At 51.3% G+C, this 22,535-nt stretch carries 16 protein-coding genes; 9 read left to right on the top strand and 7 right to left on the bottom strand.

The features are described 5' to 3' along the window. Positions 1-68: 68 nt before the first annotated feature. The 3 genes from P2W74_RS17920 (at position 69) to P2W74_RS17910 (ending at position 5,104) form a co-directional block, all read left to right on the top strand. Positions 69-1,391 (top strand): ATP-binding protein, encoded by a 1,323-nt coding sequence (locus P2W74_RS17920; RefSeq protein WP_276292675.1) that lies wholly within the window; start codon positions 69-71, stop codon positions 1,389-1,391. Positions 1,392-2,145: 754 nt separating this feature from the next. After that, positions 2,146-2,850 (top strand): oligogalacturonate-specific porin KdgM family protein, encoded by a 705-nt coding sequence (locus tag P2W74_RS17915; RefSeq protein ID WP_203358748.1) that lies wholly within the window; start codon positions 2,146-2,148, stop codon positions 2,848-2,850. Positions 2,851-3,550: 700 nt separating this feature from the next. Further along, entirely contained in the window at positions 3,551-5,104 is a 1,554-nt protein-coding gene (locus tag P2W74_RS17910) for a peptide MFS transporter (RefSeq protein ID WP_276292674.1), read from the top strand. A 135-nt stretch (positions 5,105-5,239) separates the two neighbouring features. On the opposite strand, the gene P2W74_RS17905 is transcribed toward P2W74_RS17910, so the two are convergent. Both P2W74_RS17905 and P2W74_RS17900 read right to left on the bottom strand, forming a co-directional pair. Continuing rightward, on the bottom strand, positions 5,240-5,602 hold the full coding sequence (locus tag P2W74_RS17905) for a YcgJ family protein (protein ID WP_407649449.1): 363 nt from the start codon (positions 5,600-5,602) through the stop codon (positions 5,240-5,242). A gap of 186 nt (positions 5,603-5,788) precedes the next feature. Next, positions 5,789-7,765, bottom strand: coding sequence for an alkyl/aryl-sulfatase (locus P2W74_RS17900; RefSeq protein WP_276292673.1), 1,977 nt, complete (start codon positions 7,763-7,765; stop codon positions 5,789-5,791). 416 nt (positions 7,766-8,181) lie between these two features. Between P2W74_RS17900 and P2W74_RS17895 the strand changes: the two genes are divergently transcribed. Beyond that, positions 8,182-9,798, top strand: coding sequence for a mechanosensitive ion channel family protein (locus tag P2W74_RS17895; RefSeq protein WP_276292672.1), 1,617 nt, complete (start codon positions 8,182-8,184; stop codon positions 9,796-9,798). A 5-nt stretch (positions 9,799-9,803) separates the two neighbouring features. Here the strand turns inward: P2W74_RS17895 and P2W74_RS17890 are convergent, their stop codons facing one another. Both P2W74_RS17890 and P2W74_RS17885 read right to left on the bottom strand, forming a co-directional pair. Then, positions 9,804-11,192: a diguanylate cyclase gene (locus tag P2W74_RS17890; RefSeq protein ID WP_276292671.1), complete on the bottom strand. Its 1,389-nt coding sequence runs from the start codon at positions 11,190-11,192 to the stop codon at positions 9,804-9,806. 198 nt (positions 11,193-11,390) lie between these two features. Then, on the bottom strand, positions 11,391-12,023 hold the full coding sequence (locus P2W74_RS17885) for a LysE family transporter (RefSeq protein ID WP_276292670.1): 633 nt from the start codon (positions 12,021-12,023) through the stop codon (positions 11,391-11,393). Between the two features lie 676 nt (positions 12,024-12,699). On the opposite strand from P2W74_RS17885, the gene yahO reads away from it, so the two are divergent. After that, the gene (gene yahO / locus P2W74_RS17880; RefSeq protein ID WP_203358738.1) at positions 12,700-12,975 is read left to right on the top strand and encodes a DUF1471 family periplasmic protein YahO; all 276 of its coding nucleotides are present in this window, start codon (positions 12,700-12,702) and stop codon (positions 12,973-12,975) included. A 43-nt stretch (positions 12,976-13,018) separates the two neighbouring features. Here yahO and prpR read toward each other — a convergent pair whose 3' ends face one another. Next, positions 13,019-14,617: a propionate catabolism operon regulatory protein PrpR gene (gene prpR, locus P2W74_RS17875; RefSeq protein WP_276292669.1), complete on the bottom strand. Its 1,599-nt coding sequence runs from the start codon at positions 14,615-14,617 to the stop codon at positions 13,019-13,021. A 252-nt stretch (positions 14,618-14,869) separates the two neighbouring features. Between prpR and prpB the strand changes: the two genes are divergently transcribed. The 4 genes from prpB to prpE all read left to right on the top strand — a co-directional run bounded on the left by prpB (position 14,870) and on the right by prpE (position 20,569). Continuing rightward, complete coding sequence (gene prpB, locus P2W74_RS17870; RefSeq protein WP_276292668.1) at positions 14,870-15,757, top strand: methylisocitrate lyase; 888 nt, start codon at positions 14,870-14,872, stop codon at positions 15,755-15,757. Between the two features lie 107 nt (positions 15,758-15,864). Further along, positions 15,865-17,034: a bifunctional 2-methylcitrate synthase/citrate synthase gene (gene prpC, locus P2W74_RS17865; RefSeq protein WP_276292667.1), complete on the top strand. Its 1,170-nt coding sequence runs from the start codon at positions 15,865-15,867 to the stop codon at positions 17,032-17,034. Between the two features lie 158 nt (positions 17,035-17,192). Further along, positions 17,193-18,644 carry a bifunctional 2-methylcitrate dehydratase/aconitate hydratase gene (locus P2W74_RS17860; protein ID WP_276292666.1) on the top strand — a complete coding sequence of 484 codons (1,452 nt, stop codon included), beginning with the start codon at positions 17,193-17,195 and terminating at the stop codon, positions 18,642-18,644. A 38-nt stretch (positions 18,645-18,682) separates the two neighbouring features. After that, positions 18,683-20,569 carry a propionate--CoA ligase gene (gene prpE / locus P2W74_RS17855; RefSeq protein WP_276292665.1) on the top strand — a complete coding sequence of 629 codons (1,887 nt, stop codon included), beginning with the start codon at positions 18,683-18,685 and terminating at the stop codon, positions 20,567-20,569. 59 nt (positions 20,570-20,628) lie between these two features. On the opposite strand, the gene lacA is transcribed toward prpE, so the two are convergent. Continuing rightward, positions 20,629-21,240 (bottom strand): galactoside O-acetyltransferase, encoded by a 612-nt coding sequence (gene lacA / locus P2W74_RS17850; protein ID WP_276292664.1) that lies wholly within the window; start codon positions 21,238-21,240, stop codon positions 20,629-20,631. A gap of 29 nt (positions 21,241-21,269) precedes the next feature. After that, complete coding sequence (locus P2W74_RS17845; protein WP_276292663.1) at positions 21,270-22,523, bottom strand: MFS transporter; 1,254 nt, start codon at positions 22,521-22,523, stop codon at positions 21,270-21,272. Positions 22,524-22,535 lie beyond the last annotated feature (12 nt).

The following is a 22,535-nucleotide window of genomic DNA, read 5'->3' as shown; positions in this document are numbered from 1 at the left end:
TCCGGCTTTATATCTGCTGTCGAGAACCCATGCAACTGATCCTTCGCTCCCTCCATTTCAAGCTGATAATGAGTGCCATGTTGATCATTGCGGTCATTATGTCTTTCTCGGTCTATGTGCTCTATCTGGGGCACGCCGAAGAACAGTCCCAGAAGGTCAGCACCCGCATGCAGGAGAATCTTTCCAGGCTACTCTCTGCCGGGCATCCGGCTTCGCACGGGTTCAAGAATTTTGACAACACCAGGCAGGATATCAGCGATCCTGAGTTGGACACATTGATCTGTCGCGCCGATGGCCAACTGAGCTGGTCGAGCCTGTTTATACCGGAGGTGATCAAGTCCAAAGAAACCCTGTGTCAGGATCTGATGAACTACCTTGGGGGGTTATCTCAGGATTATTTTTTCAAGCATTACACCATCAAGAGTGGCGAGAGCTACTTTATCTACAGCCTGCGCTTCCAGCGCAACCATGGTGATGGTCCCACTACCTACTATGTGGTGATGTTCAACTCCGACTCAGACTTCCGTGCCCACACGCGTGCCTATCTTTACTGGTGCATTCGCCAGGCACTGTTGGCCTATTCGTTACTCGGTGTCCTGCTGATGCTCGCCTGTTTCTGGAGCCTTTCTTCTCTGCGCACCATGGCGCGTCAGATAGATGAGATCCGGGAAGGTAAACGGGAAGCGCTCTCCCATAATTACGAGCGGGAATTACTGCCCTTAACCGAATCGGTCAACCAGCTACTGGAAAATGAGCGACAACAGACTCAACGCTACCAGCACGCCTTGAACGATCTGGCGCACAGCCTGAAGACCCGTCTGTCTTTGATACAGATTACAACGCAGGAGTTCAGGTCCGGTCGGGAGAGCCATGACAATATCGAAGATCAGATCATTATTATGGATCAGATTATTCAGTATCAGCTTCGTCGTGCGGTCTCCGGGCGTAAGCGCCTCGCCAGCAAGGGAACTGAACCGGTGCCCCTCATTGAGAAACTGTTGGCGAGCCTCTCCAGGGTCTACCGCCACAAGAAATTGCAGACCCGTTTTTTATTCGATGATGATGTCTTTTTTGCAGGCGAACAGGGCGATCTGATGGAGCTGATGGGCAATCTCCTCGATAATGCGTTCAAGTTTGCTATCAGTGAAATCAAGGTGACCGTCAGCCATCACTACGATCGGCTGAAGATTGAGGTCGAGGACGATGGTCCTGGTATCGCGCCGGACAAGTTGCAACACATATTCTTGCGCGGGGTGCGTGCCGACAGCTCATCCGGCCAGGGGATAGGCCTCGCCGTGGCGACCGAAATCGTGCACAGCTATGGCGGGCAAATCAGGGTTGAGAACTCCCCTCTGGGCGGGGCTCACTTTATCCTGATATTCACCGATTAGGCAGTGTCCTGGCATGGGTTTACGGTGGTCAACGAAAACTGGCCACCGCTTTCACAGACTATCTCCAGCGCACATCAAATCAGTTAATGAATTACTGACCCATTATTAAACGTCGACATAATGGCAGCTTCCCCTTGCAGGTCGCTTTTTATTCCACGCCTTAATGACTAATTTGCTTTCTGACCCTTTATTTAACTAATCCATTCTCTAACTGTAACATTTTTTCAATGGAACTGTGCAAACAGTATACCAGGACGAATAACCGTCAATATCCTGAGAATAACGGCGTTCATCATTACTGCTGATTGAATTGTTTACTATTCCAAACTCATTATTTGATTAAATTTTTCATGTCTGTAAATAATTTGTATGCAATGTTTAAATAACCTAATTTATTTAATTTTAGAGATAAAAAAACCATTTCACAAGTCACAGTTCTTAATTGTGAAATGGTGTTTTATATTGTCAGGTTTGATGTTCTTGTTTTCTTGCGGTGTTATTTTTTTAATTTTAGATAATGGTTTTAAGACCGTTTTTATGTAACCGAAAGATTACTGTGATTGTTGTTTTTTTATTGCAATCTAATGACATCTCCCCGTTTGTTTAACGTTCTCATGATCGGGTCATGGGCGCGTTTTACTCAGGTGTCGTCTGCTCTTAGGCAGCTGCCAACAATGGTTAATTTATAGTCTGTTTTTTTTACTCTGAAATTGTTTCGGAGTGCGTTTTTAGTTTAATAAAATAGGAATAAATAATGACGCGTGCTTTTAAACTGAGTTGCATTGCATTAGTTTTGTCTTCCGCAAGCGCTCAGGCATTAACACTTGATTATCGCCACGAGTATAAACAAGACAGTAAGACACAAGCTAACCGTTTAAAACTTTCACACACGGCGCCAAATGGTGTTTTCGCCAGCGTTGAAGGTAAAATGGAAGAAAGCACAAAGGTTCAGAGTGATGGTTTCAAAGAAGGTAACGGTTCTTTCTCTGGTAGCGGCAGTGAATGGGAATTAGGCAAGAACTACGTCATCAACGATAAACTGACGTTAGCGCCAGCGTTAAACCTCGATAATGGTGATAAATTTGTTGGCTATCGTGCACAGGTTAAAGCCATTTATAAACTCAACGAGAACTGGGTGACAACTCTTCGTTGGCGTGGTGGTATCCAGAATGATGAAGATCCAAACGTTGCTAACAAAAACTATAACCAGTTTAACTGGGAGTTAGGATACGCAAACTCTCATTTCTCAGTTATGGGTGATGTAGAGCGTCGCTTTACTAACTATGATGATTATGAGGGTGACAACGGTTACTGGTTGTTCAACTTGACGGCGGCAATGCCGATTAATAAGCAATGGACGCCTTATACTGAAGTTGGTTATGTACCACGTTATAACACCGTGGACGAAGAAGATGAAATGGAATTCCGTTATCGTTTAGGGATTAAATACAACTTCTAATCGTTGAAATTCTACGATTCGCAGAGTACGCCTGCGACAGTATAATCCGCTCCCCGGACGACTGATTGGATCAGTTTCCGGGGATTTGCTTATAGATTATTGTATTTATGAGGCATTGCTCACGTTTTACGGGCGAGTGACGTCTTTTGTATACCGATAAACCCAGAATTGCTGATTTGTTTGACCCTTGCTGCTACGTATCATCTAAAAATTCTATAAAATCAAATAAATATAAAATTATCCTGTCATTCTTCCCGCATTTATTCCTGCCCCTTTTTTGACCTTCCTTACCAGAACACGTTGATCGGTATCAGGGGAATTAGCCCACTCTCTTGAGGAGTACATGGAACCAACGTCATCTTGTTTACATCAACACAGCCAACGTGGTTATTCCATGTCGACAAACGTTAAATGCAAAAACATATTTATTAACTCTATGTTTATTAAAGAAAACTCGTCCGGATTTTGAACAAATTTCGATGTCAATTATTATTCACCGTTTGCCGACATAAAATCTGTGTAAGTAGATGTTTGTCGACTTTTCATCTTAAATTATGCTATTTGGTACTAGACAAAACTAGCAACCGGTTATCAAATGGTTAAATAATATTTCGCCGAATGTAAAGCAACGACCAGCGTCATAAAGGACGGCGTGCATTCTGGTGTTTACAAACACGACAACACCTCTCCAGGAGAATTTATGTCTTCCACTGTTAATCAAAACGAAAGCCGAACGTTCTTCGGCCATCCCTATCCGTTGGGGTCGCTGTTCTTCACAGAAATGTGGGAGCGATTTTCGTTTTACGGTATTCGTCCCTTACTGATTCTGTTTATGGCTGCGACCGTTTACGACGGCGGTATGGGGCTGGCCCGTGAAAATGCCTCCGCCATTGTGGGTATTTTTGCCGGTACCATGTATCTTGCCGCTCTGCCCGGCGGCTGGCTGGCGGATAACTGGCTCGGCCAGCAGAAGGCCGTCTGGTACGGATCCATTCTGATTGCGCTCGGCCACCTCTCTATCGCACTGTCCGCCTGGATGGGAGATAACCTGTTCTTTATCGGCCTGATGTTTATCGTCCTCGGTTCCGGCTTATTCAAAACCTGTATCTCGGTGATGGTGGGGACGCTGTATAAGAAAGGCGATGCGCGTCGTGACGGTGGTTTCTCTTTGTTTTATATGGGGATCAATATCGGGTCGTTTATCGCGCCGCTGATCTCCGGCTGGTTGATTAAATCCCACGGCTGGCACTGGGGCTTTGGTATCGGCGGCATCGGAATGCTGGTGGCGTTGATTATCTTCCGCGTGTTTGCCGTTCCGTCGATGAAACGCTATGACAGTGAAGTGGGCCTGGATTCAACCTGGAATAGTCCTGTCGCGAAGAAGAAGGGCGTGGGGGGCTGGCTGTTGGCGCTGGCGGTCGGTATGGCTATCGTCGTGACGCTGATCGCTCAGGGTGTGATTGTGATTAACCCGGTCGCGGTGGCCAGTATGCTGGTTTACGTGATTGCGGCTTCAGTCGCGCTCTACTTCATTTATCTGTTTGTGTTTGCCGGTCTTAGCCGCAAAGAGCGCGCCAGACTGCTGGTCTGCTTTATTCTGCTGGTTTCTGCCGCCTTCTTCTGGTCTGCCTTTGAGCAGAAGCCAACGTCGTTCAACCTGTTTGCTAACGACTATACCAACCGCATGATCGGCGATTTTGAAATTCCTGCCGTGTGGTTCCAGTCGATCAATGCGTTGTTCATTATTCTGCTGGCGCCGGTATTTAGCTGGGTATGGCCGAAGCTGGCGCAGAAAAACGTGCGTCCGAGCAGTATTACCAAGTTCGTGATCGGTATTTTGTGTGCCGCCGCAGGTTTTGGTTTGATGATGCTGGCTGCGCAAAACGTCCTGAGTAACGACGGAGCAGGTGTATCGCCGCTGTGGCTGGTCGGGAGTATCCTGATGCTGACGCTTGGCGAACTGTGTCTGAGCCCGATTGGGTTGGCCACCATGACGCTGCTGGCGCCAGACAGAATGCGCGGTCAGATGATGGGACTGTGGTTCTGCGCCAGCGCGCTGGGCAATCTGGCGGCAGGTTTGATTGGCGGTCATGTGAAAGCCGATCAACTGGATATGCTGCCCGATCTCTTCGCGCGTTGCTCCATTGCGCTGCTGATCTGTGCTGCGGTGCTGACCGTACTTATTGTTCCGGTGCGTCGTATGCTGGCAAACGCCCAGGTGAAAACTGAGCCAAAACCGGTGACCAACGCCTGATAAGTGGTGATGTAAATCCGTAAAAAAACCGGCACGCAATGTGCCGGTTTTGCCTTTTGAAGGGAGCCTTTAATCAGAATGGCTTCCGGCAGAGTGGGGCAGAGATGAACGTTCCCCCGTCCTGCCGCCTTACCCTCACTTCCCGAAAAGTAGCGCGGTATACTTCGTTGAAATCGCGCCGCTACGTTTTCCGTCTGCGCCGTAGTACCGGTCTTCACGGCATAAGCGTTCTTTGACATCGCAGAAAGTACCGTTGGCAAAGGTAAACTCGGTCGTATCAAATTCCCCCTGTGAAAACAGTCTCTTTGCGGCTTTTTCACCGAGGTATTTTTCGGTCTTATCGCGGGAAACGCCCTTCGCGCTGTCGGCGCAAATATACTGGTCGCACAGTACGCCCGCTTCTGGAGAGTGGAGCGCGGCGGGTTGCTTCGCACAGGCTGATGTCACCACTGCCGCCAACAGCAATGGCAGTGAGTAAGAAAGAATGTTTTTATTCAATGGAGTATCTCACTAAGTCGTTGGGAGCGTTCAGTCTAATCTGAACAATACTGCGCTGCCAACCGCTTATCCTCAGGCATCCGGGAGGAGGGGGGAGTCATTCCCTTAACTCATGGGGTCGCTACGACAGAGGAATCGCAACACCCCCGTGATGTGTTCGCGGGGGGGGGGGGGGGGGGGATGGGGTTAAGGCGTGACGATGTTGAACCAGAATTCAAATTTATCCATATAGCCGAGCATCTGGTCGAGTTTGGTGCCATCACCGGTCACCTTCACGTCGCCACTCTCCTGTGCCTGTTTCAGCGTGACCTCTTTCAGGATAATTTTGTTCAGCGTGTCGCGATTCAGTGAAATGGTCGCGTCAGCCTCTTTCGCTTCGGCATTAGCGGTGTGGTTCAGCACGCCGTTCTCCAGCTCCAGCTTGTACTTGCCGCCGTCGCTACCGAGGTCGATGTTGAACACCGATTTCGCATCACCGGCTTTTTGACCGTTGATATGCACCGCCAGATAATCAAAGAACATTTCCGGGGTCATCGCACGTACGGTATCCGGGCTGGCGGTGTTCGGTGTTGGGCCTTTCACCACGCCATTACGCAGTTCCTGCGCGCCGGTCAGGTAGAAGTTACGCCACGGGCCGGACTCGGCCTGATAGCCCAGTTGCTCCAGCGCATCCGCTTCCAGGTTACGCGCATCCTGGTTACCCGGATCGGCGAACACCACTTTACTGACCACCTGGGCGACCCAACGGTAGTTACCCTGGTCAAAGTCGGTTTTCGCTTTTTGCAGGATGGCGTCCGCGCCGCCCATGTATTCGACGAATTTCTTCGCCGCTTCTTCTGGCGGCAGTTCGTCCAGGGTCGCCGGATTGCCGTCAAACCAGCCGAGATAGAGCACGTAGGTGGCTTTCACATCGTGGCTGACCGAACCGTAGTAACCACGGTTAGCCCACGTATGCGCCAGTGAATCAGGCAGTTTAAAGTTGGCGGCAATCTCATCGCGGGTCAGGCCTTCGTTGGCCATACGCAAGGTCTGGTCGTTGATATAACGATAGAGATCACGCTGGCTCTTCAGCAGTTTGACGACATTCTCGTTACCCCACGTCGGCCAGTGGTGCTGCGCCATCAGAATTTCAGCTTTGTCGCCCCAGCGAACAATCGCTTCGTTAATGTATTTTGACCACGGCAGCGGCTCGCGAATTTTCGCGCCGCGCAGGGAGTAGGTGTTGTGCAGGGTGTGGGTCACGTCTTCTGCGGATTCAATGAGTTTTTTCTCTTCGATAAACCACAGCATTTCGGAAGGCGCTTCGGAGCCTGGTGCTAGCATAAAGTCATAGGTCAGGCCATCAATGACTTCCTTCTGGCCGTCTTTCTCAATGATATTGGTCGGCGCAATCAGGGTGACGGTACCGGCAGAGGTCGTCGTCCCCAGCCCCGCACCCACCTGACCTTTGGCATCCGGCTTCAGCAGGTTGCCGTACATATAACTGGCACGGCGACTCATTACATTACCGGCCATAATGTTTTCCGCGACGGCGGCTTCCATAAAGCCAGCAGGCGCATACACTTTCACTTTACCGGATTTCACATCGGCTTCATCCACCACGCCGCGCACGCCGCCATAGTGGTCAACGTGGCTGTGAGTGTAGATAACAGCGACCACCGGTTTGTTACCGCGGTTTTTAAAGTAGAGATCCATACCGACTTTTGCGGTTTCAGCAGAAACCAGCGGGTCGACGACGGTAATCCCCTCTTTCCCTTCGATGATGGTCATATTCGACAGGTCAAGGTTGCGGATTTGGTATACACCCTCAGTGACTTCAAACAGGCCGCTGATGTTAATAAGTTGGGCCTGACGCCAGAGGCTTGGGTTTACCGTATCAGGCGCTTTTTCCCCTTCTTTAATAAAGGCATACTGCTGTGGGTTCCAGACCACGTTCCCCTGTTCGCCATGAATAATGTCGGAAGGAAGGGCAGCAATAAAACCTTTGTGGGCGTCGGTAAAGTCAGTGTTGTCGGAGAACGGAAGCTGGTTGTAGAGTTGTTCGTTAGCTTGCTTAGTGGCGGATGTGGCATCCTTAGAGGCGGTGTCGGCGTAGGCTGGAACAATAAGTGTTGTTAACAAGCCTGCCAGAGCAAGCCCTCTGGCGATGGGTTTTAGTCTCATTATGATTCTCACATTTTTTAGGTTTAGTGGTGAATATCAGTACGATCCCTAAAGTTACATTCTGTAACCCTCGCAATTAAATATAACCCGCTGTTAACATTCAGCCAGTTAATCCATATGAATAATTGATTTGATAAATTTAATTTAACATTGTGGCTAATCTATCAGGATTAAAGTGTCAGGGGCGGGGTGGTAGTCGATAAAGGGAATAGCGTCAACAGGAGGCAATGTAAACGTAATATAAGGTTTATATCGCATCGAAAAAGAGCGGAATACTATCGGGCAACGCTGAAATGTGATCGCGTGTTGGTAGATGAAAAAGCACCAGGCTGGTCTATGCTCAAAAAGAGTAATAACGACCTCTATTTTTTGACTCTATGAATAATAACGATAATTGCACATTTTAGGTGGTGGTGATGAACAGGATGCTGCTCACTATTTTGGCGTGTTTTATGGTCATTCTGGCATTCCCTTCCCGGGCGGCGGAACCCCGGCAGCAGCCCACAGAACAAGAGCGTGCGCGCACGGTTTATATTTTTCACCAGCCCATTGTCATGTTACAGGCGAAGTTTGGCCTGACCACGCCAGAAGAACGCGTTCTACGTATCCACAATACATTGCGAAATTTTACCCAGGCGGACGTGCGCGAACCGTTGAAAATCGTGCCTGTTACCCGCTATCGCCAGCAGGGGCGGCTGATCGTGATGAACGGTAAGCCGGTCATGCTATTGGCGGAAGGGGATCTGGATGAAGGGGATGACCTGACGCTCGACCAGGCGGCGCAGCGCGTACTGGCGCGAATGGAGATCCAGCGCACCTCGCTGCGCGACCAGTATGACCGCGGCTGGCTTGCCCTCGCCGCCGTGAAAACCGCCGCAGGCTTACTGGGACTCACGCTGTTCTGGTATGGCGCTTACCGCTCCTGGCGGTGGGTACGTCGTCATTATCGACGTAAAATTTTCGAAAACCGCAGTTGGGTCCCGCAAAACTGGCGGCGTTTCGTCGGTGCGATTGAAACCCGATTGTATGCATTGTTGATGATTTTGCTCGGTATTATGGCGTTCTATGTCTGGCTAAGCTGGATATTCAGTCTGTTCCCATGGACCCGTGTGTGGGGGGAATCGCTGGGCGACTGGTCAGTGCGTGTGGTCAGGGAAATCGCGCTGTCGATTGTCTCCGCATTACCGGGGTTAATGATTGTCCTGCTCATCTTTGCCATCACCGCGCTTATTTTAAAATTGCTCAAAGTGATTCTGAATCAGGTGGAGGCCGGGCGATTGACGCTGCCTGGCATTCACCCTGAAACGGTCGGCGCGACCCGAAAATTGATATCTGTTGTGGTGTGGTTGTTTGCGCTCTCGGCGGCGTATCCTTTTCTTCCTGGCGCGAATTCACTGGCGTTTAAAGGCATTAGCGTCTTTTTCGGTTTAATGCTCACACTCGGCTCTGCGGGGGTGATGAATCACGCCATGAGCGGGCTGGTACTCATCTATTCACGCGCGCTGCGCAAAGGTGACGTTATCCGTATTGCCGATAATGAAGGGCTGGTGAGTGAAATCGGTATGCTGGCTACCAAGATTATTACCCGGGAAAATTACGTCGTGACGGTTCCCAATGCGGTGGTAGTCAGTGGCAAAATTACCAATCTCAGCGCGCAAAATCCGGACGGCGGCGTCAACTTAACCGTGGGCGTCACTATCGGTTATGACACCCCCTGGCGTCAGGTGCATGCCATGCTTGAACTGGCGGCCAATCGCGCCCAGGGCATCGATCATACGCAGCCGCCGTTGGTGCGCCAGCTCAGCCTGATGGACTGGTATATCGCTTATGAGCTACAGGTTCGTCTGCAGCCCGATACGTCGCTGGCGACCGCCCGCGATGCGTTGCATAGCAATATTCAGGACGTTTTCAACGAATTTAATGTGCAAATTATGTCGCCGAACTTTGTTATGCAACCGAAAGGGGCGGTGATGGTGGCAAAGGAAAATTGGTACGCATCACCCGCAATGCCACCCGAAAAGTCAGAGGTGTAAAGGGGCTAGCGACGATAAATTTCCACGCGATTTCGTCCGTTGCTTTTGGCGAGATAAAGCGCCTGGTCCGCTTTCTCAATCAGTTGTTTGTAGTCCGGGTGATAATCGTACTCGGCGATGCCAATGCTGGTGGTGACCGAGAAGGTTTCAACCGGTGATGCTGAAATACGTAAAGCGGCAATTTTTGTCCGCAGCGTTTCCAGAATGATGCTCGCCTGCGACACCTCGGATTCGACAAGCAGTACCATAAACTCTTCGCCGCCGTAGCGGAAAACGTAATCGCTGCTGCGGATATGTTCATAAATGACCGCGGCGACATTTTTTAGCGTGGTGTCTCCGGCATTATGCCCATAGCGATCGTTGATCTGTTTGAAATAATCAATGTCGAGCATGGCCAAAACGAACGGTTTACGCGAATGCAGTGCAAGGGAAATTTCACGGCGCATAATGGTGGGAATAAAGCGGCGGTTAAGCAACTGCGTCAGCGAATCTTTGCCGTTCTCTTGTTTCACCAGCTCTTCAAACATGGAGGACAGGAGGAAGTGGATTTGCGCAGATAACTGGCGAATATCCTGTAACAAACTCATCCGTTCTTCTGCTGAAGGCTGTTGGCCATTCAGTAATACCTGAGTCAGGTTGCCGTCGATCTGCTGAATAAGCTGCTCCATCCCGGAAAGTAGTTTTCCGTTACCGAGAATGTGTTTTCCCTTATGCGATAGCCACATACCAAAGTCAGATTTCGACAGAAAGATCAGCTCTTCGACAGGCAAGCCGGTGGCGATATTGTAGATAAACTGATTTTCCCAGTCCGTCAGGGAGCGGATCTGGCGTTCCCGCTCTACGTTGACATCATCGTAAATCGTCAACAGGCGATACTGTTCCTGCGTGTTCATTGAATTTTGGTAATTGGGGGAGTAAGAGACGGTCATTGCCTCTATCGCCGTGTCCATTGCCAGACTGCTAAAGCAAATCGCATCGCTAAGCACGGTCGTCGGGTAAACGGATTTTGCCTTCAGCAGGCGATACAGCTCATCTTTCAATCTACGCGCGCCACGGGCGACCAGATCTATCGGCAGGCCAATACGGGCATGAACGACACCAATATCGCGCTGTTTGGCCAGCAGTTGGTGGAGATCTTCGTGCGCGCTACCCAGCACGCTGCGTAACCAGTGAAACATGCTGTGGCTGAGTCGGGTTGCCACCTGCTCGGTATTGAGGAACAGCGCGCTCTCGGCGTGTGAAAGCATATAGTCATAAAAGACGGTAACCAGATGACGGATCTCCTCGTCGGTTAACGAGGTCAAAATCTCGTGAACCTCAGGGGAGGTTTGGTGTAGCAACGTCTGCCATTCTGTAAGGAGTAATTTGTCGTTACCGGGTTCTACCTGTTCCATCTTTCCGCCGAATGTAAATACCATTAAAGAGTTGGGTGGATATTACGAGGAATTTCAGTGCGATGGTCAAGCTAAAGAGTGAGGCCAGGGCGCGCTGAGGCACTCATTGTCTAACGCTTATGCACTTCACTGAAATTATAGAGGATGTCAGCGAAGCAGGGGGGCTGTAGATTTTTTTCATCTGACGATGAGGATGAATTACCGGTGCGTAACGCCCTCGTAAATGAGTTTGAGGGCGAAAGCACCAATAATGGCGCCGATAACGCGACTGGCGACGCGATTAACCCGCGCATAACCGCGACGAACCGCTGGCAGAGAAAAAGCCTGACTGAGGAAAATTCGCCAGATAACGGAGGAGAGCACAATGCCAGCCCAGGCCATCAGCCTGGCCCATGTCGGTGTTTCTGCGCTCAACGTTACAGAAAAAATACTGATAAAAAACAATACGGTCTGTGGATTGGAGAGATCGGTGATTAGCCCACGGCGAAAAAAGACATACCACGGGGCGGAAATCGGTTGCGAAAGGGCGGACATTTGCGGCGTCGCCTGGTGGCGAATACTGTTCCATGCAAACCACAGCAGGTAGGCCCCGCCGACGATTTTGATAATTGAAAATAGCTCCTCGCATTGGGTAATCAATGTTGCCATACCGAATAACCCAAGACCGGAATAAAACGCATCTCCCAACGCCACGCCCAGACCGGTCAATACGCCAGCCCGCCGACCGGATGCCAGACTGGTTTGCACCACCACAAAGAGATTCGCACCAGGGTTAAAAAACGTTAACACGAACAGGCTCACGGTGAGCACAACGGCGTGGATGGGGTCCATAGGTAACACTTCCGAATAATGGGTGAATTAACATCATCTTATTGGTAGCAAAACGGCGCGAGTGAGAGAGGGATCACAAACAAGTGAGGTTATTCTGACAGGAAGAATGACGGTTGCAGATCGTCACCCGACGTTGAAGCTGCTGAAAAGATCCTTACCGCTTTCTGTATTTGCTGTATCAGAAAAGGCTGGCGTTTATTCTGTGTGTAGATAAACAGATAATGGTGGTCTATTGATTTTTATATCAGGTGTTTTTTTTGAGTGTTTAAAATATAAAATAATATCGCCAGCACCGTTTCTGTGTTTTGCTGATAATAATAAAATGACATAATAGCGTAGAGTTAAGATAATAGGTCTCTTCTTTAAGAGAATTGCAAATATATTATGGCGGAGTTTGTATTATTCTGAATGCCGATGTTGCATGGCTGCCGCCCGCCACTGAAGCGCAGGGTGATATTGGTCTCAACATGCTGTAAGTCATCCGGATTCTGGCGGTGGCGTTAGCCCGGCAGGCGTTGGCGCAGGCGGGGTTGTCGCTGCCGCCACGCAAAATCAATTTATACTGCTTTTCGCGCTGGATTTTTTGTAGGACATGAACTACTTATTAATCATCCTTGAAGGGTGCCGTAACATTCATGTGTGATGATAGCGTAATAACAAAAATGGGAGTTTTTATATGAAGACAGGATATAAAGTATTGATTGGGGCGTTGGCGTTAGTGGTTTCAAATGCGTATGCAGCTGAGTTGATGACGAAAGTCGAGTTTGAAAAAGTAGAATCACAGTATACCAAAGTGGGTACCATTTCTACGAGCAACGAAGTCTCTACTTCTGATGCGAAGGAAGATCTGCTGAAGAAGGCAGATGAACAAGGTGCCGATGTTGTCGTACTTACATCAGGCCAGACGGATAATAAAATCCATGGCACCGCCAATATTTATAAAAAGAAATAACGCGCTTCTCTGATATACAAAACCCGCCGGTTTCGCTGGCGGGTTATTCTTTTAATCGCCGCCAGAATGTTGTTCTGCTCACACCCAGATACCGTGCTGCTGCGGTTTTATCCCCGTTAAACTGTGCGAGAACCTCTTGCGCCGTGAGAGATGTGGGGGAGGAGGGCGCTTCGTCTGTGACAGTCAGTTCCGGTAACAGTCGCTGTAGAAAATGGACATCGAGCGCAGGTTGCGGCTCAACGCTTAAGAAAAGCGCCAGACGTTCCATCATATTGCGCAACTCACGAATATTCCCTGGCCAGCCATAACGCAGCAGGATCGCCTGGCTTTGCTGTAAGCCTTCGCGTATCGATTCGCTAAACGGTGCCTCTAATGCGGCCAGCGACTGTTTTAAAAATCCTTCCGCCAGCGGCACAATGTCGGGATGGCGCTCACGTAGCGCGGGCAGCGTCAGGCGCAAAATACTGAGACGATAAAACAGATCGGTACGAAATTGTCCCTGTTTCATCTGCTGTTCCAGATTGCAGTGGGTGGCGCTAATCACCCGCACATCCACCGGGATGGGCTGGTGGCCGCCGACGCGCGTCACTTCTTTTTCTTCCAGTACGCGCAATAGCCGGGTTTGTAGCGGCAGGGGCATCTCGCCTATCTCATCCAGAAACAGCGTCCCGCCGTGGGCTATCTCAAACAGTCCGGCACGTCCTCCGCGCCGTGAACCGGTAAAGGCTCCCTCTTCGTAACCAAACAACTCCGCTTCGAGTAAGGATTCGGCAATCGCCCCGCAATTGACGGCGACAAAAGGCGGGGAACGCCTGCCGCTGCGACCGCCCTGACGGGTAAAATATTCGCGATGAATGGCCTGAGCTGCCAGCTCCTTCCCGGTGCCCGTTTCCCCCTGAATCAGAACGGGCGCGCGGGAACGGGCGTAGAGCATAATCGTGTGTCGAACCTGCTCCATTTGCAGCGAATGACCGCGCATATCGCCCAATTCATAACGGGTGCGTAACCCGTTTTCAGAGGCGTACGGGCGGTGTTGTCGCCGCGTCAGACGGGTCATATCCAGCGCGTCGCTAAAAGCCTGACGCACGGTGGCGGCCGAATAAATAAAGATCCCCGTCATACCCGCTTCTTCTGCCAGATCGGTGATCAGCCCCGCGCCGACCACGGCTTCAGTGCCATTTGCCTTCAGTTCATTAATTTGCCCGCGCGCGTCTTCTTCGGTGATATAGCTGCGTTGTTCCAGGCGCAGCTTAAAGGTTTTTTGGAACGCCATCAGGGCTGGCAGCGTCTCCTGATAGGTCACTACGCCGATCGAAGAGGTTAGCTTGCCTGCTTTCGCCAGCGCCTGTAAGACGTCAAAGCCGCTGGGTTTAATCAGGATCACGGGAATGGACAGTCGACTTTTCAAATACGCGCCGTTAGATCCCGCGGCGATAATCGCATCGCAGCGTTCGCTAGCCAGCTTCTTGCGGATATAGGTCACGGCTTTTTCAAAGCCGAGCTGGATCGGGGTGATGGTCGCCTGGTGATCGAACTCGAGACTGATGTCGCGAAACAGCTCGAACAGGCGCGTCACCGAGACCGTCCAGATCACCGGTTTATCATCATTATTTACCCGCGTTGGAAGGTGCGTATCCGCCATAGTCGCCCAAAAAAATGAAGGAACAGAGTATTGGGTTTAGTCTTGTTTCATAAATGTTGCAATGAAACAGCAGCACGCGTTTCATGAAACGTTAACTGGCACGCATTTTTTCACTTTGAATATCATTCAAACATCTAATTTATTGTTTTAAAACGAATAAAAATAGAATGATTGTCTTCCCGCCTGCGTTGGCATAGCCCTTGCTTTATGTGAATCAACCAAAGAAACAAGTTGATAACAAAAGGACGGAATATGTCTCTACATTCTCCGGGGCAGGCGTTTCGCGCCGCGCTCACCAAAGAAAACCCATTGCAGATAGTCGGCACCATCAACGCGAATCACGCTCTTCTGGCCCAGCGCGCCGGATATCAGGCGATTTATCTCTCTGGCGGCGGTGTCGCGGCCGGTTCGCTGGGACTGCCGGATCTGGGGATCTCCACGCTGGATGATGTGCTGACCGACATTCGCCGTATTACCGACGTTTGCCCGCTGCCGCTGCTGGTGGATGCCGATATCGGTTTTGGCTCTTCAGCGTTCAGCGTTGCGCGTACGGTGAAATCGATGATCAAAGCCGGTGCCGCTGCTCTGCATATTGAAGATCAGGTGGGTGCCAAGCGTTGTGGTCATCGCCCCAATAAAGCCATTGTCTCGAAAGAGGAGATGGTGGACAGGATCCGGGCGGCGGTCGATGCCCGCACCGATCCCGATTTTGTCATCATGGCGCGTACCGATGCGCTGGCGGTCGAAGGTCTGGATGCGGCTATCGAACGTGCCCGGGCGTACGTTGAAGCCGGGGCCGACATGGTGTTCCCGGAGGCGATCACCGAGCTTTCAATGTATCGCCAGTTTGCCGACGCGGTACAGGTACCTATCCTCGCTAACATCACCGAGTTTGGCGCAACACCGCTGTTTACCACTGATGAACTGCGCAGCGCCAACGTCGCCATGGCGCTCTATCCCTTGTCTGCGTTTCGCGCAATGAACCGCGCCGCCGAGCGTGTCTATAACGTGCTGCGCCAGGAAGGAACGCAAAAGAACGTTATCGACATTATGCAAACGCGTAACGAACTGTACGAGAGCATCAATTACTACCAGTACGAAGAGAAGCTCGACGCGCTGTTTGCCAAACGTAATTCGTAGGCCTGATAAAGCGAAGCCGCCATCAGGCAATGCCGGATGGCACTGCGTTTATCCGGTCGACAAGATGAATTTGTACCTTACATATATAAAAAAATGACGAGGACACTATGAGCGACACGACGATCCTGCAAAATAATACCCATGTCATTAAACCGAAAAAATCAGTGGCCCTTTCTGGAGTCGCGGCGGGAAATACCGCGCTGTGCACTGTCGGTAAAAGTGGTAACGATTTGCACTATCGCGGCTACGATATTCTCGACCTGGCCCAGCATTGCGAATTTGAAGAAGTGGCGCATTTGCTGATTCACGGCAAGCTGCCGACCCGCGATGAACTCCAGGCGTATAAAATCAAATTAAAAGCGCTGCGCGGATTACCTGCCAATGTGCGTACCGTGCTGGAAGCGCTGCCTGCGGCGTCGCACCCGATGGACGTTATGCGCACGGGCGTTTCCGCATTGGGCTGTACGCTGCCGGAAAAAGAGGGGCACACCGTCTCCGGCGCTCGCGACATCGCTGACAAGCTGCTGGCCTCGCTCAGTTCCATCCTTCTCTACTGGTATCACTACAGCCACAACGGCGAACGTATCCAGCCGGAAACCGACGATGACTCGGTTGGCGGGCACTTTCTGCATCTGCTGCACGGTGAAAAACCGTCGAAAAGCTGGGAAAAGGCGATGCACATCTCGCTGGTGCTGTATGCCGAGCACGAGTTCAATGCTTCCACCTTTACCAGCCGGGTGATTGCAGGGACAGGCTCCGACGTCTATTCGGCGATTATTGGCGCGATTGGCGCACTACGTGGCCCGAAACACGGCGGCGCGAACGAAGTGTCGCTGGAAATTCAGCAGCGCTATGAAACGCCGGACGAGGCCGAGGCCGACATCCGTAAACGCGTGGAAAACAAAGAGGTGGTGATTGGTTTCGGTCATCCGGTCTACACCATCGCCGATCCGCGTCATCAGGTGATCAAGACGGTGGCGAAGCAGCTTTCTCAGGAAGGCGGGTCGTTGAAGATGTACAACATCGCCGACCGTCTGGAGGAGGTGATGTGGGAAACGAAAAAGATGTTCCCGAATCTCGACTGGTTCTCGGCGGTCTCCTACAACATGATGGGCGTCCCGACCGAAATGTTTACACCGCTGTTTGTGATAGCCCGCGTCACCGGCTGGGCGGCGCACATCATCGAACAGCGCCAGGATAATAAAATTATCCGTCCTTCCGCCAATTACACCGGCCCGGAAGATCGCCTCTTCGTTCCACTGGATGAACGCAATTAATTAATAACCTCTAAATAGTTACCCAATGGATTTCGAGTTGCATCAAGGCGGCGACGCAGCGAATCCCCTGGAGCTTACACAAGTAAGTGACTGGGGTGAGCGAGGAAGCCAGGACAGATGCAGCTTGAAAGACGAAGGGTAAAAAGGAAACGTACCCTATGTCTGCACATATTTCGAATGTCCGCCCGGAATTTGACCGTGAAATCGTTGATATCGTTGATTACGTGATGAATTACGAGATCACCTCAAAGGTGGCGTATGACACCGCGCATTACTGTCTGCTCGACACATTAGGCTGTGGCCTGGAAGCGCTGGAATATCCGGCCTGTAAAAAACTGCTGGGGCCGGTGGTGCCGGGCACGGTGGTGCCCAACGGCGTTCGCGTGCCGGGCACCCAGTTTCAGCTCGATCCGGTACAGGCCGCTTTTAACATCGGTGCGATGATCCGCTGGCTCGACTTTAACGATACCTGGCTGGCGGCGGAGTGGGGCCATCCTTCCGACAACCTCGGCGGCATTCTGGCGACGGCTGACTGGCTCTCGCGTAACGCGGTCGCCGCCGGAAAAGCGCCGTTGACCATGAAGCAAGTGCTGACCGGCATGATCAAAGCCCATGAAATTCAGGGCTGTATTGCGCTGGAAAACTCCTTCAACCGCGTCGGGCTGGATCACGTGCTGTTGGTGAAAGTGGCCTCTACCGCGGTGGTTGCCGAAATGCTGGGGCTGACCCGCGACGAAATCCTCAATGCGGTGTCACTGGCGTGGGTTGACGGTCAATCGCTACGCACCTATCGCCATGCGCCGAACACCGGCACGCGTAAATCGTGGGCGGCAGGGGATGCCACGTCTCGCGCGGTCCGTCTGGCGCTGATGGCGAAAACCGGCGAGATGGGCTATCCGTCGGCGCTGACGGCAAAAACCTGGGGCTTTTACGATGTCTCTTTCAATGGCGAGTCGTTCCGCTTCCAGCGTCCGTACGGCTCATACGTGATGGAGAATGTGCTGTTCAAGATCTCCTTCCCGGCGGAATTCCACTCGCAGACGGCGGTGGAAGCGGCAATGACCCTCCATGCGCAAATGCAGGCCGCCGGTAAAACCGCTGCGGACATCGAGAAGGTGACAATCCGTACTCATGAAGCCTGTATTCGCATCATCGACAAAAAAGGGCCGTTGAATAACCCGGCTGACCGCGACCACTGTATCCAGTATATGGTGGCTATCCCACTGTTGTTCGGGCGCTTAACGGCGGCGGACTATGAAGACGGCGTGGCCCAGGATAAACGCATCGACGCTCTGCGCGAGAAGATCAACTGCTTTGAAGATCCGGCCTTTACCGCTGAGTATCACGATCCGCAAAAACGCGCTATCGCTAACGCTATCACCCTTGAATTTACCGACGGTTCGCGCTTTGAAGAGGTGGTGGTGGAGTACCCGATCGGTCACGCGCGTCGTCGTAAAGACGGCATGCCAAAACTGGTCGATAAATTCAAAATCAACCTGGCGCGTCAGTTCCCGACCCGTCAGCAGCAGCGCATCCTGGAAGTCTCCCTGGACAGAACTCGCCTGGAGCAGATGCCCGTTAATGAGTATTTGGATCTGTACGTGATCTAACAACGCGCAGTAAGGCGTAAGTTCAACAGGAGAGCATTATGTCTTTTAGCGAGTTTTATCAGCGTTCTATCGAACAACCTGAATCATTCTGGGCCGAACAGGCCCAGCGTATTGACTGGCAGCAGCCCTTTACTCAGGTGCTGGACCACAGCAATCCGCCGTTTGCCCGCTGGTTTTGCGGCGGCACGACCAATCTGTGTCATAACGCCATTGACCGTTGGGTGGCGAAGCAACCCAACGCGCTGGCGTTGATTGCCGTCTCATCAGAAACCGAAGAAGAGCGTACGTTCACCTTCAGCCAGTTGTATGACGAAGTGAATGTGGTGGCGTCGATGCTACAGTCGCTTGGCGTACAGCGTGGCGATCGGGTGTTGGTGTATATGCCGATGATTGCCGAGGCGCACATTACTTTGCTGGCCTGCGCGCGTATTGGCGCGATTCACTCGGTGGTGTTCGGCGGCTTTGCCTCCCACAGCGTGGCGGCGCGCATTGACGATGCCAAACCGGTGCTGATTGTCTCGGCCGATGCCGGGGCGCGGGGCGGTAAAATCCTGCCGTATAAAAAGCTGCTGGATGAGGCCATCGCGCAGGCAGAGCATCAGCCACGCCATGTCCTGCTGGTGGATCGCGGGTTGGCGAAAATGGCGTGCGTGCCGGGGCGCGATCGTGATTTTGCGACACTTCGCCAGCAGCATCTCGGCGCGAAGGTGCCTGTCGTCTGGCTGGAATCGAACGAAACTTCCTGCATTCTGTATACCTCGGGCACCACCGGAAAACCGAAAGGGGTACAGCGTGACGTTGGGGGGTATGCGGTGGCGCTGGCGACCACTATGGACACCATTTTTGGCGGTAAAGCGGGCGGCGTCTTTTTTTGCGCTTCGGATATCGGCTGGGTGGTCGGACACTCCTACATTGTTTACGCGCCGCTGCTGGCGGGGATGGCAACGGTTGTTTATGAAGGGCTGCCGACGTATCCGGACTGCGGTGTGTGGTGGAAAATCGTCGAAAAATATCAGGTTAGTCGGATGTTCTCCGCACCGACCGCCATTCGTGTGCTGAAGAAATTCCCGACCGCGCAGATTCGCAACCACGATCTCTCCTCGCTGGAAGTGCTCTACCTGGCGGGCGAACCGCTGGACGAACCGACCGCCAGTTGGGTGACTGAAACGTTAGGCGTACCGGTTGTCGACAATTACTGGCAGACGGAGTCCGGCTGGCCCATTATGGCGATTGCCCGTGGACTGGACGACAGGCCGTCACGCCTCGGCAGCCCCGGTGTCCCCATGTATGGCTACAACGTACAGTTGCTTAATGAGGTGACCGGCGAACCCTGCCAGGCGAACGAAAAGGGAATGCTGGTCATTGAGGGGCCGCTGCCGCCGGGGTGTATTCAGACCATCTGGGGCAATGACAGGCGTTTTGTGGACACCTACTGGTCGCTTTTCTCCCGCCCGGTCTACGCCACCTTTGACTGGGGGATTCGCGATGCCGACGGCTATTACTTTATCCTTGGGCGAACGGACGATGTGATTAATGTCGCCGGACACCGTCTGGGCACCCGTGAAATCGAGGAGAGTATCTCCAGCTACCCGAACGTAGCAGAAGTGGCGGTGGTGGGGGTGAAAGATGCGCTGAAGGGGCAGGTGGCGGTCGCGTTTGTTATTCCCAAACTGAGCGACAGTCTGGAAGACCGCGATGTGGCGCACAGCGAAGAGAAAGCGATCATGGCGCTGGTGGACAGTCAGATCGGCAATTTTGGTCGTCCGGCACATGTCTGGTTTGTTTCTCAGTTGCCGAAGACGCGATCCGGGAAGATGCTCAGGCGTACGATCCAGGCCATTTGCGAAGGACGCGATCCGGGCGATCTAACGACCATTGACGATCCCGCGTCGTTAGAGCAGATCCGTCAGGCGATTGAGGAGTAGCCTGGCATGTTAAGCGTAGGCCGGATAAGCCGCGTCAGTGGTGTATCCGGCATTACGTCTTAAATTGACGGCTCCACCTTATAATTTTTGTAATAGTATTCTTTATCCCTTTCATTAATGGTTCTTATCACTCGACAGGGAATACCCACGGCAACAGTATCAGATGGAATATCTTGTGTGACTACGCTGCCCGCACCAATAACGGAATTATCTCCAATCGTGATACCGGGGTTGATGACCACATTACTCCCAATCCATACGTTATTGCCGATAGTGACTGGAAAGGAAAACATTTCTCCGGATTTTCTCAATTCATGGTGAACGGGGTGTCCAGTGACAGAGATAGTGACATTCGGCGCAATCAGAACATTATCACCAATAGTGACCGTATAATCATCTACAATGGTAAAGTTAAAATTAGCATAGAAGTTATCGCCAAGATGAATATTGGTGCCATAAGAGAAATAAATAGGGGGCTCTATCCAGGCATGTTCTCCGACGGTCCCAAACATTTCGCGAATCAGTTTTTCCCTCTTTTCAACCTCAGATGGACGCGAGTGGTTAAATTCATACATTAACTCTTTTCCGCGCAGTCTCTCTTCTGGAAGACCTTCGCACATATCGGTAAACAGTTTTCCTGCTATTATTCTGTCTCTCATAGAAATGTTCATTGGTGATATTCCATCCTTGTATTTTATTTTCAGAATTGCTTTTCTGTTTGTACGAAATAGCGGGAAAACGGCCCCGGTCCACTGAGGGTAAAGACTGAAATCAGCGTGAAGCTGAGCGCAATGATGCCCAGTACCAGATAAGCCCCCTGGAAACCAATACTCTCATACATGTTTCCGGCTAATACAGACATGAAAATCATCGCTAACTGTTTGAAGAAACAAAAACACACCAGATAAATCGTGGCTGAGAAACGCACCTCAAACTGGCTGGTGATGTATTTGAAGCAGCCGACGATCAGGAACGGTATTTCAAACATATGCAGCGTTTTGAGGATGACAACCTCCAGTGCGGAGGTGGCGAATGAGGAGCCGATAATCCGCACCGACATGATTGTACCCGCAAGCAGTAGGGCATTTTTTCCGCCAATGCGATTCACGATCAGCGGCGCAAAGAACATGATGGTGGCGTTGAGTAATTCCCCCATGGTGGTGACATAGCCAAATACGCGAGTGCCTTGTTCACCGGTAGTAAAAAACGAGGTGAAGAAATTGGCGAACTGTTGGTCAAACACGTCGTAAGTACAGGAAACACCGACCACGTATAGGGAGAGGAACAAGAGTTTAGGCTGTTTAAATAACTCCAGCGCCAGTTTCAGACTGAAGGCGGAGTGGTTAGCACCCACTGCGTCTGCAACCTTTGCGGAAGAAGGCGCATCTGTTTTCGAGAAGAACAGCAGCATTGCCAGAATGACCGCGCATCCGGAGCCTAACCAGAAGACAAACTGGTTATTGATGGTAAACATAATCCCGGCAATTGAGGCGCACAGCGCCCAACCCACGCAGCCAAACATACGCGCGCGGCCAAATTCAAAGTTGCTCCGGCGACTGGTCTTTTCAATATAGGCTTCAATCGCGGGGGCACCGGCGTTGTAAATAAAACCGAGATAAATCCCGCCGACAATAGAACCCAGTAAAATATTAGCTTGTAGTAGTGGGCCAAAGACGTAAATAAAGAACGGGGCAAACATTACCAGCATTCCGGTAATGACCCACAGCAAATGTTTACGCAAGCCAAGTTTATCGGAAAGCAGACCGAATATCGGCTGGAATAGCAGTGAGAACAGCGAAATACAGGCAAAAATGACACCGGTGTCCCCTTTGCTGATATGGTTTATATCGTGTAGCCAGATAGGGAAGAAGGGGAAATAGGCACCCATAATGAAAAAGTAAAAGAAGAAGAAAAAGCCGAACATCCAGAAGTTAGTGTTTTTTAAATAATACATAGTGGACTTCCT

Source organism: Citrobacter enshiensis, from assembly GCF_029338175.1.
GTDB lineage: Bacteria > Pseudomonadota > Gammaproteobacteria > Enterobacterales > Enterobacteriaceae > Citrobacter_D > Citrobacter_D enshiensis.
Note: the sequence above shows the minus strand (reverse complement) of the source record. Positions and strands in the feature narration are given on the sequence as shown.

Coding starts and splice junctions, on each gene's coding strand:
- P2W74_RS17885 (WP_276292670.1), bottom strand. CDS start 12,023: ATGGACCCCATCCACGCCGTTGTGCTCACCGTGAGCCTGTTCGTGTTA.
- lacA (WP_276292664.1), bottom strand. CDS start 21,240: ATGAACATTTCTATGAGAGACAGAATAATAGCAGGAAAACTGTTTACC.
- P2W74_RS17860 (WP_276292666.1), top strand. CDS start 17,193: ATGTCTGCACATATTTCGAATGTCCGCCCGGAATTTGACCGTGAAATC.
- P2W74_RS17900 (WP_276292673.1), bottom strand. CDS start 7,765: ATGAGACTAAAACCCATCGCCAGAGGGCTTGCTCTGGCAGGCTTGTTA.
- P2W74_RS17910 (WP_276292674.1), top strand. CDS start 3,551: ATGTCTTCCACTGTTAATCAAAACGAAAGCCGAACGTTCTTCGGCCAT.
- P2W74_RS17920 (WP_276292675.1), top strand. CDS start 69: ATGAGTGCCATGTTGATCATTGCGGTCATTATGTCTTTCTCGGTCTAT.
- P2W74_RS17845 (WP_276292663.1), bottom strand. CDS start 22,523: ATGTATTATTTAAAAAACACTAACTTCTGGATGTTCGGCTTTTTCTTC.
- prpC (WP_276292667.1), top strand. CDS start 15,865: ATGAGCGACACGACGATCCTGCAAAATAATACCCATGTCATTAAACCG.
- yahO (WP_203358738.1), top strand. CDS start 12,700: ATGAAGACAGGATATAAAGTATTGATTGGGGCGTTGGCGTTAGTGGTT.
- P2W74_RS17915 (WP_203358748.1), top strand. CDS start 2,146: ATGACGCGTGCTTTTAAACTGAGTTGCATTGCATTAGTTTTGTCTTCC.
- prpR (WP_276292669.1), bottom strand. CDS start 14,617: ATGGCGGATACGCACCTTCCAACGCGGGTAAATAATGATGATAAACCG.
- prpE (WP_276292665.1), top strand. CDS start 18,683: ATGTCTTTTAGCGAGTTTTATCAGCGTTCTATCGAACAACCTGAATCA.
- prpB (WP_276292668.1), top strand. CDS start 14,870: ATGTCTCTACATTCTCCGGGGCAGGCGTTTCGCGCCGCGCTCACCAAA.
- P2W74_RS17890 (WP_276292671.1), bottom strand. CDS start 11,192: ATGGAACAGGTAGAACCCGGTAACGACAAATTACTCCTTACAGAATGG.
- P2W74_RS17895 (WP_276292672.1), top strand. CDS start 8,182: ATGAACAGGATGCTGCTCACTATTTTGGCGTGTTTTATGGTCATTCTG.